Raw genomic sequence first — 12,027 nt, forward strand, 5'->3', positions numbered from 1 at the left:
AAATTTTTTCCTCATCTTACAAGGGAAAAAGTTTTAACTTCCAAAGCACCTGCTTCTGCCAAAAGTCGTTTCACACGATTCACAGTTGCCCCTGTTGTATAGATGTCATCAATCAGCAAAATCTTCTTGGGAAGCGAGATACCATCTTTAATAAAAAATGGAATTTCAGTAGCTAACCTTTCCAAACGGCTTTTAGAAGAACTAGCGCTCTCTTCTCTTTTTCCTAATATATCTTTAAAAGAAAAGCCTGCTGCCTCAACCAAACCTTCAACCTGGTTAAATCCCCTCTCAAGCAATCTTTCAGGACTTAGGGGAATCAACACAAATTGATAACCTCTATACTTTTTCAACTCCTCAGCAAGAACGGAAGCAAAAACTTTTCTAAGCAAAAAATCTCCATCAAACTTATATCTACTGAAAAAGTCTTTCATAGCTTGATTATAGGTAAAGATTGCCTTATGATCAACCTGAATTCCTTCTTTACACCAAAGTTTACAATCTTGACACTTAGTTGACATGCCTGTTTTCATACAGTTTGGGCAATAATTCTCACCAATCTTCTCAAAACTAGAAGCACAAGCTGAGCAAAGATAACTGCAGTCATCCTTCAAAAGGAAAAGACTACTAAAAGTTAACTCACTCTTTGTAGTCTGACCACATAGTAAACAGTTCATAATCCCGCCTCCTTGTTCATCTTCTTGATTTCCTTGATTGCCTTTTTGATGGAAGCATTTAATCCATCATGAAAGAAGAGCAACTCACCAGTTGGTCTGTCCATACTGCGTCCAACTCGCCCTCCAATCTGAATCAAACTAGACTTGGTAAAGAGACGATGATTAGCTTCTACTACGAAAACATCCACACAAGGGAAGGTAACTCCGCGTTCCAAGATTGTCGTACTGATCAGTATTGTTAGTTCTCCATCTCGAAAAGCTTGCACTTGCTCTAATCGGTCTTCTGTGACAGAAGACACAAATCCGATATTCTCATTCGGGTACTGCTCCTTCAAGATTTTTTTTAGTTTCTCGCCTTTTTTAATCTCTGATGCAAAAATCAGCAAAGGATAACCTGTTCTTCTCTGTTTCTCAATGTAGGTCTTTAACTTGGATGACAACTGACTTTTCTCTAAACAACGATTAAAATCCGATAACCAGACAGGTTTAGGAATAATCAAAGGATTTCCATGAAACCGTCTTGGCAAGCTTAATCGTTTTAATTCCCCTGTGCGAACCTTCCTATCTAACTCATCTGTAGAAGTTGCTGTAAGGAATATCCTCAATCCATCCTCCTTTACACTATTCTTTACAGCATAGTAAAGTATAGTGTTGTCAACATAAGGAAAGGCATCTACCTCATCCACTATCAACAAATCAAAAGCATGATAAAATTTTAATAACTGATGAGTTGTTGCAATTACTAAGGGAGTTCGAAAATAGGGCTCTGATTCGCCATGGAGTAGTGCTATATCGCAAGCAAAGTCATTCTGCAGTCGCTTATACAGTTCTAAACATACATCAATTCGAGGACTGGCCAAACAAACTGCACCACCATCATCAATCACTTTAGCTACAACTTGATAGATCATCTCTGTCTTTCCAGCACCTGTCACAGCATGAACTAAAGTCGGTTCTTTCTTTTCGACTGCTCGAACCAACCCCTCTGATACCTTTTCCTGAAAAGGGGTTAACTGACCACGCCATTTGAGAACATCTTGCTTTGGAAAATCTTCCTGCGAAAAATAGTATAAGGCTTGATCACTCCTGACTCGCTTCATCAGCAAACACTCCCTACAATAGTAGACGCCGATAGGCAAATACCATTCTTCTAGAATCGAACTATTACAACGTTGACAAAACAGTTTCCCCTTCTCTTTTCTCATTGCTGGCAGTCTCACTGCTACCTGTCGTTCTTCTTCAGTTAATTCTTTCTCAGTAAACAAGCGACCGAGATAATTTGGATTTACTTTCATACTTTAATATTCGTAAAAATCTAGCACTTTAGGTGTTTTTTTAGTACAATTAAATCATGGAATTTAGAACAATTAAAGAGGATGGGCAGGTCCAAGAAGAAATCAAAAAATCACGCTTTATCTGTCATGCCAAGCGTGTCTATAGTGAAGAAGAAGCTCGTGACTTTATCACTGCTATCAAAAAAGAACACTACAAAGCCACCCATAACTGCTCTGCTTTTATTGTAGGGGAACGCAGTGAGATCAAGCGTACGAGTGATGATGGCGAACCTAGTGGTACTGCTGGAGTCCCTATGCTTGGCGTCTTAGAAAATCATAATCTTACGAATGTCTGCGTAGTAGTTACTCGTTACTTTGGTGGAATTAAGTTAGGCGCTGGAGGTTTGATTCGTGCTTACGCAGGAAGTGTAGCCTTGGCTGTCAAAGAAATAGGCATTATTGAAATCAAAGAGCAAGCTGGCATAGCCATTCAGATGTCTTACGCTCAATACCAAGAGTATGGTAATTTCCTTAAAGAACATCATCTCATGGAGCTGGATACAAACTTTACAGATCAAGTTGATACAATGATCTATGTTAATAAGGAAGAGAAAGAAAATATCAAGGCTGCTCTTGTGGAATTTTTTAATGGAAAGGTTACTTTAACAGATCAAGGTTTACGAGAAGTTGAAGTTCCTGTAAACTTAGTGTAAACAAAGGAGAAATACATGGCTTTTGGGAAATTTATTCAAGGACTTGCTGGAAATTTTAGCGAGGAAAACAAAGAGACTCTTATTAAAGAATATGGACAATATCTACTAGAGAATGAAGAAATTCAAAGCGGGTATAAACTTATTCGAGATTCAATCATCTTTACAAATATCCGTATTATTTTTACAGATAAGCAAGGTGCTACTGGCCGCAAGACGTCTGTTAAGTCACTCTTTTTGATGAACATTGTAAACGTTGAAATGGAAACTGCTGGAGCAGGTATAGATGATAGTGAGATTACAATCACTTATTTAGAAAATATCTTTCTAAAAGCACACAATGATCACCTGAGTTTCCATAAATTTGAATTCCCTAAAAAAACGGACATCCTCCCTCTTTACACCTATTTATTAGAATTGGCTTATCACAATCGATTAAAAATTAATGGCTTAGACCTTTGATATAAAAAAATCCTATCACTTTGATAGGATTTCTATATTTTACAAATAGCCTTAAGCGCGTTATACTAGTATCATCTTATACAAAGAGGTATATCTATGACTATTTATAATAATATCACTGAACTTATTGGACAAACACCGATTGTTAAACTCAACAACATTGTTCCAGAGGGTGCTGCAGACGTCTATGTTAAACTAGAAGCTTTTAACCCTGGATCGTCAGTAAAAGACCGTATTGCCCTTAGCATGATTGAAAAAGCAGAACAAGATGGTATTCTAAAACCGGGAGCTACTATTGTTGAAGCAACGAGTGGAAACACTGGTATCGGTCTTTCATGGGTTGGTGCCGCTAAAGGATATAAAGTTGTTATCGTCATGCCTGAAACGATGAGTGTGGAACGACGCAAGATTATCCAAGCCTATGGTGCTGAACTCGTCCTTACTCCTGGTAGCGAAGGAATGAAAGGGGCTATTGCCAAAGCTCAGGAAATCGCCGCTGAACGAGACGGCTTCCTTCCACTCCAATTTAATAATCCAGCTAATCCAGAAGTACACGAAAGAACAACAGGAGCTGAAATACTGGCTGCTTTCGGTTCTGATGGACTAGATGCTTTTGTAGGTGGTGTTGGCACCGGTGGAACGATCTCAGGTGTTTCTCACGCTCTTAAAGCAGCAAATTCAAACATTCAAGTTTATGCAGTTGAGGCAGACGAGTCAGCTATCTTGTCTGGTGAAAAACCAGGACCTCACAAAATTCAAGGCATCTCAGCTGGATTTATTCCTGAAACACTTGATACAAAAGCCTATGATGGTATCGTTCGCGTAACGTCAGATGATGCTCTAGCGCTTGGCCGTGAAATTGGTGGAAAAGAAGGCTTCCTGGTTGGGATTTCTTCAGCTGCAGCAATTTACGGGGCAATTGAGGTTGCCAAGAAATTAGGTACAGGTAAGAAAGTCCTTGCTTTAGCACCAGATAACGGCGAACGTTATTTGTCTACAGCACTCTATGAATTTGAAGTGTAACCTCCTAAATACACTTAGCCCTTATTAAAGGGCTTTTTGTTTACTCATACAGAATCTACTCTCTAGACCAAAAGAAAAAGGAAGCAATTTGCTTCCTTTTCTATTAGTTATTCAAGGCTGCTGCCATTGTAGCTGCAACTTCTGCTTCAAAGTCGTTTGCAGCTTTCTCGATACCTTCACCAACTTCAAAGCGAGCGAACTCAACTACTGAAGCATTTACTGATTCAAGGTAAGCTTCAACTGTCTTGCTGTCATCCATGATGTATACTTGTGCAAGAAGTGTGTATGCTTGGTCAACTTTGGTGTTGTCAAGCATGAAGCGGTCCATTTTACCTGGGATGATTTTGTCCCAGATTTTTTCTGGTTTGCCTTCTGCAGCCAACTCAGCTTTGATATCAGCTTCAGCTTGAGCAATCACTTCATCAGACAATTGTGCTTTTGATCCATACTTCAAGTGTGGAAGAGCTGGTTTACCAACCATTGCACGGCTTTCGTTATCTTGGTCGATTACGTGGTTCAATTGTGCCAACTCATCTTTAACGAATTGCTCATCCAATTCTTTGTAAGAAAGAACTGTTGGTTTCATCGCAGCAATGTGCATTGAGATTTGTTTAGCAAGCGCTTCGTCTCCACCTTCGATTACAGAGATAACACCGATACGTCCACCATTGTGTTGGTATGCTCCGAAGTGTTGTGCATCTGTTTTTTCAAGCAAAGCAAAACGACGGAATGAGATTTTTTCACCGATTGTAGCTGTTGCAGATACATATGCAGCTTCAAGAGTTTCACCTGAAGGCATTGTCAAAGCAAGAGCTTCTTCGTTGTTAGCTGGTTTTCCTTCAGCGATTACTTTAGCTGTTGCGTTTACCAAGTCAACGAATTGAGCGTTTTTCGCAACGAAGTCAGTTTCGGCATTTACTTCAACTACTGCTGCAACGTTACCGTTAACAAATACACCAGTCAAACCTTCAGCTGCAACACGGTCAGCTTTCTTAGCTGCCTTCGCCATACCTTTTTCACGAAGCAATTCAATCGCTTTTTCGATGTCACCGTCTGTTTCTACAAGCGCTTTTTTAGCGTCCATAACACCGGCACCAGATTTTTCACGCAACTCTTTTACAAGTTTAGCTGTAATTTCTGCCATTTTGATTCTCCTATATTTTTTAAAAATAGGAGAGCTGGGCTAGGCCCCGCCCTCCTAGGTAATTACTATTTATATGAATTAAGCGTTGTCGCCTTCTACAACTTCAACGATTTCTTCGATTGAGTCAGCTTGAGCTTCTGAAGCTGCAAATTCTGCTTCAACTGCTGCTGCGTCTTCACCTTGACGTCCTTCGATGATAGCGTCAGCCAATTTAGCTGTGATCAATTTAACAGCGCGGATAGCGTCATCGTTAGCTGGGATGATTACATCGATATCGTCTGGGTCAGTATTTGTGTCAACCATCGCTACAACTGGGATACCCAATTTTTTAGCTTCTTTAACAGCGATTTGTTCTTTATGTGGGTCAACTACGTACATTACATCAGGGATACGAGGCATGTCTTCGATACCACCCAAGAATTTTTCAAGACGTGCACGTTGTTTATTAAGAAGTGCAACTTCTTTCTTAGGAAGAACGTCGAAGATTCCTTCTTCTTCCATACGTTTGATTTCTTTCAAACGAGCAATACGTTTTTGGATAGTTCCCCAGTTAGTAAGAGTTCCACCCAACCAACGGTGGTTGATGTAGTATTGACCTGAACGTTCTGCTTCTTCTTTAACAGCGTCAGCAGCTTGTTTTTTAGTACCAACAAACAATACAACTGCATCGTTAGCTGCTGCATCACGCATAAAGTCGTAAGCTTGGTCAGCGTATTTTACAGTTTGTTGCAAGTCGATAACGTGGATTCCGTTACGCTCAGTGAAGATGTACTTAGCCATCTTAGGGTTCCAGCGACGAGTTTGGTGACCAAAGTGTACACCAGCCTCAAGAAGTTGTTTCATTGAAATTACTGCCATGAGTATTTCTCCTTTTTGTTTTTTCCTCTCCTTGATTTCAACTTGCAAAACGACCCGAGGGCAACAGTTTCACAATTCATCAAGAATGAGTATTATCGTTTACACGACAAGTTTCATTCTACCACATTTTATCAATATTTTCAAGTGTTTTTGCTAATTTTTGGTCTAACTAAAAACTAAAAAAAGAAAAGAGACTCAAATCGAGCCTCTTTATTTGGTTCATTAGTTTGGATAGATGTATGTTACGTAACCTTCAGAAGTTGTAGTTGGGTTGAACCATCCACGTTTGTTTCCGATTGTACGATCTCCACCGTAGTTTGATTCTGATACTTGGATACGAGATGATGATGAAACTGCTGTAACAACCGCTACGTGTCCATAACCACCATCATTCCAACATGCAATCGCACCAACTTGTGGAGTTGATCCTGTACGGAATCCTGCTGCAGCTGCACTTGTTGCCCACTGAGCTCCGTTACCCCAGTAGTCTCCAGCCCAAGGTGCCAATGTTTTAGCTCCCCAAGTACATTCACCAGTTGGGTAACTTGATGCATTTGAGCTATATGTTGGACGTTGTCTAGCAGGAGTTGGAGCAGGTGCTGGAGTGTAGCTTGAATCCTCATCATCAGATGTTGATGTTGATGTCGCTTGTACTTGAGCAGAGAAGCTTGTATTTCCTGAAGCAACTACTGATTGTTGTTGGCTTGCTTGACGAGCTTTGTAAGCTGCTTCTGCTTCAGCCGCTGCTTTTGCTTCTGCTTCTGCAGTTGCTTTTTGTTCTAGTAAAGTAGCTTTTTCGCCTTCTGCAGTAGCTTTCTCAGCAGCAAGGTTCAACTCAGCAACTTTCAACTCAGCTTGCTTTGTTGTCAATGTTTGTGCATCGTCAGCAAGAGTTTGTTGGTTGGCAATTACGGTATTGATAGCTTCGTTATTCGCAACTTGTTTTTCAGCAATTGATTTTTTATCAGCCTTTTGTTGTTCCAACATTTTGTTGTTAGCTGATACAATCTCGCTCATAGCTGCAACACGTGAAATAGCCTCAGTAATTGATTTTGAGTTTACAATTGTGTTGATGTAGCTAGTTGCAGCACCGTTTGTTTGTGCGCTACGTGCTTGTTTTTCCAAAGATTCATTACGAGCAACAATGTTCTTAGAGAGCTCTGTAATTTCTCCTTCAAGTTTTTTAGATTCAGCTTGTAGAGTTTCGTTCTCAGCTTCCAAGTTCGTTTGTTGAGTTTGGATAGCTGTAACTTGCGTTTGGATTTCATCTACTTGTTTTTGAGCTTCTTTTTGTTGAGCTGTCAAATTACTAATCTTACTATCTTGAGCAGCAATCTTTTCATCAGTTGTTTCAGCGTGGACAGTTGTCAATACTGCCGCTTGAGACACTAATACTGTACTTAATAAAAGTGACGCTAAGATTTTTTTCTTCATATTGTGTAGATACTCCTTCTATTTAAGACATTACTAGTATACCAAAAAAAGACATAATAAATATTACGCCTTTGTTACATTTTTATTTCTTTCTTATAGATAACATTTTTCAAAAATATATTGGAAAATAAGCATCCATAAAAAGTTTAAAATCATTGATGGGACAAGACTGTAGACGATGAAAACTGGCATCGATTCTACTGTCAATCCCATAGCAAGGGCAAGAAGATAACTCCCCATATCAAATAGGAAACTCATCACAACTATTGTTAACATTCTTGTCCAACGGTTTAGCAAAATTACACTATTAAATTTATGGAGCGAAGCACCTATCAAGATAAATAGAAGTGTTGCAATTCCTATCAAGTGGAAAAAATAGATATCGTACACCAAACCCACTATACCGCAATAAGCTAGATAGAGATATTCTGAAACCTCAATTGTCTCAAACAAGAGAAATAAAAACAGAAAATGACTTGCTAAATGAAAGTGAGGGAAGAAGGATCCCGCTAATTGTCCAATATGTGCATCAATTAGTACAACAAAAGGGAGTAAAAAGAAAATACCAATTTGTTTTAACAGTCTCATTGCTAATTCCCCACTAACTCAACCACATGAAGATTTTTGGTGTCAGCACTTAACTTTACTGTTACCTCCTTTGTTAGATAATCACTGCTGTGTGTTGTAGCAACAACCTCTCCAACAGGGATATCCTTAACATTAAAGTTTCCGAGCCCCCCTGTAGTCACCTTGTCTCCCGCGCTAATGTCGCTGTTGCTGTTTAATTGACTAATTTTAAGCAGTTCAGATTCCTTATCATAACCAACGATAATCCCGTAAATTTCAGTAGAGCCATGCAGGATTTTAACAGAAATTTTGTCTGAATTTTCGGTGTTTGTCAATAGGTTGATCGTTGTTGAATGATCCTCCACCTTTGAAACACTACCAATCAAACCCCCGTTTGCAATGGCCAACATATTTTCAGAAGCTCCTTTTGAACTTCCCACATCAATTGTTAACTCTTGTTTCCAAGATACTGGAGCCCGCATAATCACATCTGCTGAAATGGTTTTTGTAGCCTGCAATTTTGACTTCATATCCAGCAACTGACGTAATTGTTCATTTTCATTTTTTAAACTTTCTGATTGATTAGACTCCACCTCTAGTTGATAAAGCTGTTTTTTTAGACTTTCGTTTTCATTGTAAGTCTGCGTCAAATGTCCCAAATCTGATTTAAAAGTATCAAACCACTGAAAGGGTTTTTGAACAATTCTATCTACTAAAGAAATCCCATCTCCTAGTTTCGTCACAATAGCGCTTGAATAGGTTGTCACTAATAGAACAGAAACTGCCAGAACTGTGACAAAAACGATGATTAGATATTTTGATTTTTTAAAACGGTTCATATTCCTACCTTTATACTAAAAACCTGCTACTGTGAGCTTCTTACCAATCCTACAAACCTGCTAAGATTTTAAGAAAAATAAGAAACATCCCAGTACCAAAATCACAAGAATTGCCAGTGTATCCTTTTGACTCCATCTCAACTGTCTATACTGGCTTCTACCCTTTCCTCCCTGATAACCACGCGCTTCCATGGCTATTGCCAATGAATCTGCACGCTTTAAGCTCGTCGCAAAAAGAGGAATTAAAATTGGAATCATAGCCTTTACTTTTTGAACGATGCTACCTTCGCCAAAGTCAACTCCACGAGCTTTTTGAGCATTCATAATTCTCGTCGTGTCATCCATCAAGGTTGGAACAAAACGCAAACTCATTGATAACATGAGACCAATTTCATGAACGGGAACTTTCACGCGTTTCAGCGGTGCTAAAAGAGCTTCAACTGCAGCTGCCAGACTCAAAGGCATGGTCGTTAAGGTTAGCAAGGTTGAAAAGAAAATAATCAACACAAAACGACAGAAAATGATTCCTGCTTGTTGCAAAGCATAATCCGTTATTCTTATAAAAGAAAACTCAAATAGGACATTTCCACTTGAAATGAAAAAGAGCTGAAAAAGAGTCGTAAAAGCAATCAAGAAGAACATGGATTTTAATCCCTGAACGAAAAATGAGAGGGAAACGCCTGACAAAGCGATAAATATACCTGTCGCTATAAACAAAATGAGATTGGTGAGGGGATTATTAGCCCAAAATACAATCAAAATCAACAGGATCATGGCAAGCAATTTACTACGTGGATCCAAGCGATGAATAATGGAATCCCCCGGTATATAACGCCCTAAAATCATACTATCCATTTAGTGACTCCTTAAACTCCTCTATCTTGATTGGCAATTTTTTAAAAGCTACACCTCTATCTGCCAAACGTTTACAAAAGGCTGTTATTTTAGGCACACCTAACTGCACCTTTTCCATAGAGGCTACATCTTGGAAAACTTCGCTCGGTTTACCACTTTTGACCAAACGCCCCTTTTCCATAACATAGACCTGATCAGCATATGCAGCTACGTCATCCATCAAATGTGTTACCAGGACGATTGTCATTCCAGCAAGGTGAAGTTTTTTAAACAGGGTCATCAGTTCTTTTCTGCCCAGAGGATCTAGTCCAGCTGTAGGCTCATCCAAAACCAAGACAGTTGGCTCCATGGCTAGCATACCTGCTATAGCCACACGTCTCATCTGACCACCCGAAAGTTCAAAAGGACTGCGCTCAAAGAGTGACTCATCGATGCCTACCAAGGCTAACTTTTCACGCGCAATTTTCTTGGCCTCTTCCTCAGAAACTCCAAAATTTTGCGGTCCAAATGCAACATCTTTCAAAACAGTCTCTTCGAAAATCTGATTTTCAGCAAATTGAAACACTAGACCAACTTGCTTTCGAATCTGACGAATTTCTTTATTGGTTGATGTAGGGGTAATGACGGTATCGAAAACTCGAACAGAACCCTTACTTGGTACCAATAGGCCATTTAAAAGCTGTAAAATCGTTGATTTCCCACTGCCTGTGTGCCCTACTAAAGCTGTATAGGAACCATCCTCAATCGTCAAAGAAACATCAGTCAAGGCTGATGAAGATAGGGGAGTTCCCTCTTGATAGGTAAAGCTCACATTTTCTAGAGTAATTCCCATAACTTGTCCTCTAGCTCTCCTTCTGTCAAATAGCCATCCGGCAACTGATAACCAGTCTCTCTCAAAGATTCTCTCAATTGATTAGTAAAAGGCTCATCCAACCCTATCTGGTCAAGATCATCCCGAGAAAAAAGTTCTCTTGGGCTGCTGGTTGACTCCACTTGGCCTTTTTTCATGACCAAGACACGGTCACTCATCGCAACTTCTTCCAAGTCATGTGTAATGGAGACGACTGTCATCTGGTTGTCTTTTCGAATCTCTTGAACTGTCTGAATCAGTTCTCGTCGTCCCTCGGGGTCCAACATACTTGTAGCCTCATCTAGAATTAAAATAGCTGGCCTCAGGGCAACAACTCCTGCAATGGCCACACGTTGTTTTTGGCCACCAGATAAACGAGCTGGTTCTCTCTTCTTAAAGTCCAGCATCCCTACCAACTCCAAAGAATCAGCCACTCTCTTCTTCATTTCTTCACGAGGAAGTCCCTGATTTTCTAAACCAAAGGCGACATCATCTTCAACAGTTGCCCCCACAAATTGGTTATCTGGATTTTGAAAAACCATACCAATTTGACGGCGTAAGTCCCAAACGTTCTCAGAGGACAGCAATTGCCCATCTATCCAGATTTCCCCAGACTCTGCTTCAAGCAAGCCATCAATCAAACGGATAGTTGTCGATTTCCCACTCCCATTATGACCTACAATCGAAAGCCATTCTCCCCGTTTCAAGTGAAACGAGACATTATTAACGTCATAATGTTCCTGGTCTTCTTTGTAACGAAAAGACAGATTTTTTACTTCAATAATCGATTTCATTTCGAACCAAATGTCCCTTTGAATACATGAGCGCTACCCTTGAAATAATCATAACCAGAGTAGATAGTGAAAAACAAAGCGATATAAAGCAACAGCTGACCAATTAAATTCCAATGTAAGAGCAAAAAGATAATGGCAAACATCTGACTAAAGGTCTTGATTTTCCCTGGCATCGCTGCTGCTAGAACTGTCCCTCCCGTCTCAACAAGCAACAAACGCAAGCCTGTCACCGCAAGTTCACGACAGATGATAATAGCAACAACCCAAGCTGGAGCCATACCCAACTCAATCAACATGATAAAAGCTGACATAACCAACAACTTATCCGCCATCGGATCCGCAAACTTTCCAAAGTTGCTGACTACATTCCATTTACGAGCAAGGTAGCCATCAAGATAATCCGTTATACTAGCAACTGCAAAGATGATCGCTGCCAGCAAATGACTGCCTTGTGAATGGCCCAAAGTCAAAATAAGAATAAAGAGAGGTATAAAGAGAATTCTACCAATAGTTAATACATTAGGAATTTGTTCTTTTTTCATT

The 12,027-nt window shown here is 39.8% G+C and carries 14 protein-coding genes; 3 read left to right on the forward strand and 11 right to left on the reverse strand.

The genetic code is table 11. From position 1 onward, the window contains the following. Positions 1-11 precede the first annotated feature (11 nt). Positions 12-674: a competence protein ComF gene (locus tag V470_09665; protein AHZ48671.1), complete on the reverse strand. Its 663-nt coding sequence runs from the start codon at positions 672-674 to the stop codon at positions 12-14. Next, positions 671-1,969 carry a helicase gene (locus V470_09670; protein AHZ48672.1) on the reverse strand — a complete coding sequence of 433 codons (1,299 nt, stop codon included), beginning with the start codon at positions 1,967-1,969 and terminating at the stop codon, positions 671-673. Before V470_09670 ends, V470_09665 begins: the two co-directional genes overlap by 4 nt. A gap of 56 nt (positions 1,970-2,025) precedes the next feature. Between V470_09670 and V470_09675 the strand changes: the two genes are divergently transcribed. The 3 genes from V470_09675 to V470_09685 all read left to right on the forward strand — a co-directional run bounded on the left by V470_09675 (position 2,026) and on the right by V470_09685 (position 4,143). Then, positions 2,026-2,661 carry a Xaa-Pro dipeptidase gene (locus tag V470_09675; GenBank protein AHZ48673.1) on the forward strand — a complete coding sequence of 212 codons (636 nt, stop codon included), beginning with the start codon at positions 2,026-2,028 and terminating at the stop codon, positions 2,659-2,661. 15 nt (positions 2,662-2,676) lie between these two features. After that, on the forward strand, positions 2,677-3,120 hold the full coding sequence (locus V470_09680) for a hypothetical protein (protein ID AHZ48674.1): 444 nt from the start codon (positions 2,677-2,679) through the stop codon (positions 3,118-3,120). A 96-nt stretch (positions 3,121-3,216) separates the two neighbouring features. Beyond that, positions 3,217-4,143, forward strand: coding sequence for a cysteine synthase (locus tag V470_09685; protein ID AHZ48675.1), 927 nt, complete (start codon positions 3,217-3,219; stop codon positions 4,141-4,143). Between the two features lie 103 nt (positions 4,144-4,246). Here the strand turns inward: V470_09685 and V470_09690 are convergent, their stop codons facing one another. The 9 genes from V470_09690 to V470_09730 all read right to left on the reverse strand — a co-directional run bounded on the left by V470_09690 (position 4,247) and on the right by V470_09730 (position 12,026). Then, complete coding sequence (locus V470_09690; protein AHZ48676.1) at positions 4,247-5,287, reverse strand: elongation factor Ts; 1,041 nt, start codon at positions 5,285-5,287, stop codon at positions 4,247-4,249. A gap of 78 nt (positions 5,288-5,365) precedes the next feature. Beyond that, positions 5,366-6,145 (reverse strand): 30S ribosomal protein S2, encoded by a 780-nt coding sequence (locus V470_09695; protein ID AHZ48677.1) that lies wholly within the window; start codon positions 6,143-6,145, stop codon positions 5,366-5,368. 222 nt (positions 6,146-6,367) lie between these two features. Further along, positions 6,368-7,579, reverse strand: coding sequence for an amidase (locus V470_09700; protein ID AHZ48678.1), 1,212 nt, complete (start codon positions 7,577-7,579; stop codon positions 6,368-6,370). A 93-nt stretch (positions 7,580-7,672) separates the two neighbouring features. Then, positions 7,673-8,167, reverse strand: coding sequence for a rod shape-determining protein MreD (locus V470_09705; protein ID AHZ48679.1), 495 nt, complete (start codon positions 8,165-8,167; stop codon positions 7,673-7,675). A gap of 2 nt (positions 8,168-8,169) precedes the next feature. After that, positions 8,170-8,985 (reverse strand): rod shape-determining protein MreC, encoded by an 816-nt coding sequence (locus V470_09710; GenBank protein ID AHZ48680.1) that lies wholly within the window; start codon positions 8,983-8,985, stop codon positions 8,170-8,172. 60 nt (positions 8,986-9,045) lie between these two features. Then, positions 9,046-9,840 (reverse strand): cobalt ABC transporter permease, encoded by a 795-nt coding sequence (locus V470_09715; protein AHZ48681.1) that lies wholly within the window; start codon positions 9,838-9,840, stop codon positions 9,046-9,048. After that, positions 9,833-10,672 carry a cobalt transporter ATP-binding subunit gene (gene cbiO, locus V470_09720; protein AHZ48682.1) on the reverse strand — a complete coding sequence of 280 codons (840 nt, stop codon included), beginning with the start codon at positions 10,670-10,672 and terminating at the stop codon, positions 9,833-9,835. Before cbiO (V470_09720) ends, V470_09715 begins: the two co-directional genes overlap by 8 nt. Continuing rightward, positions 10,657-11,484, reverse strand: a complete 828-nt coding sequence (gene cbiO, locus V470_09725) for a cobalt transporter ATP-binding subunit (GenBank protein ID AHZ48683.1) — start codon at positions 11,482-11,484, stop codon at positions 10,657-10,659. Before cbiO (V470_09725) ends, cbiO (V470_09720) begins: the two co-directional genes overlap by 16 nt. After that, positions 11,481-12,026 (reverse strand): CDP-diacylglycerol--glycerol-3-phosphate 3-phosphatidyltransferase, encoded by a 546-nt coding sequence (locus V470_09730; GenBank protein ID AHZ48684.1) that lies wholly within the window; start codon positions 12,024-12,026, stop codon positions 11,481-11,483. The genes cbiO (V470_09725) and V470_09730 overlap by 4 nt, the downstream gene beginning before the upstream one ends. Position 12,027: the final 1 nt, after the last annotated feature.

Source organism: Streptococcus sp. VT 162 (assembly GCA_000688775.2).
Taxonomy (GTDB): domain Bacteria; phylum Bacillota; class Bacilli; order Lactobacillales; family Streptococcaceae; genus Streptococcus.

Coding starts and splice junctions, on each gene's coding strand:
- cbiO (AHZ48682.1), bottom strand. CDS start 10,672: ATGGGAATTACTCTAGAAAATGTGAGCTTTACCTATCAAGAGGGAACT.
- V470_09730 (AHZ48684.1), bottom strand. CDS start 12,026: ATGAAAAAAGAACAAATTCCTAATGTATTAACTATTGGTAGAATTCTC.
- V470_09690 (AHZ48676.1), bottom strand. CDS start 5,287: ATGGCAGAAATTACAGCTAAACTTGTAAAAGAGTTGCGTGAAAAATCT.
- V470_09695 (AHZ48677.1), bottom strand. CDS start 6,145: ATGGCAGTAATTTCAATGAAACAACTTCTTGAGGCTGGTGTACACTTT.
- V470_09675 (AHZ48673.1), top strand. CDS start 2,026: ATGGAATTTAGAACAATTAAAGAGGATGGGCAGGTCCAAGAAGAAATC.
- V470_09715 (AHZ48681.1), bottom strand. CDS start 9,840: ATGGATAGTATGATTTTAGGGCGTTATATACCGGGGGATTCCATTATT.
- V470_09685 (AHZ48675.1), top strand. CDS start 3,217: ATGACTATTTATAATAATATCACTGAACTTATTGGACAAACACCGATT.
- V470_09705 (AHZ48679.1), bottom strand. CDS start 8,167: ATGAGACTGTTAAAACAAATTGGTATTTTCTTTTTACTCCCTTTTGTT.
- V470_09680 (AHZ48674.1), top strand. CDS start 2,677: ATGGCTTTTGGGAAATTTATTCAAGGACTTGCTGGAAATTTTAGCGAG.
- V470_09710 (AHZ48680.1), bottom strand. CDS start 8,985: ATGAACCGTTTTAAAAAATCAAAATATCTAATCATCGTTTTTGTCACA.
- V470_09665 (AHZ48671.1), bottom strand. CDS start 674: ATGAACTGTTTACTATGTGGTCAGACTACAAAGAGTGAGTTAACTTTT.
- cbiO (AHZ48683.1), bottom strand. CDS start 11,484: ATGAAATCGATTATTGAAGTAAAAAATCTGTCTTTTCGTTACAAAGAA.
- V470_09700 (AHZ48678.1), bottom strand. CDS start 7,579: ATGAAGAAAAAAATCTTAGCGTCACTTTTATTAAGTACAGTATTAGTG.
- V470_09670 (AHZ48672.1), bottom strand. CDS start 1,969: ATGAAAGTAAATCCAAATTATCTCGGTCGCTTGTTTACTGAGAAAGAA.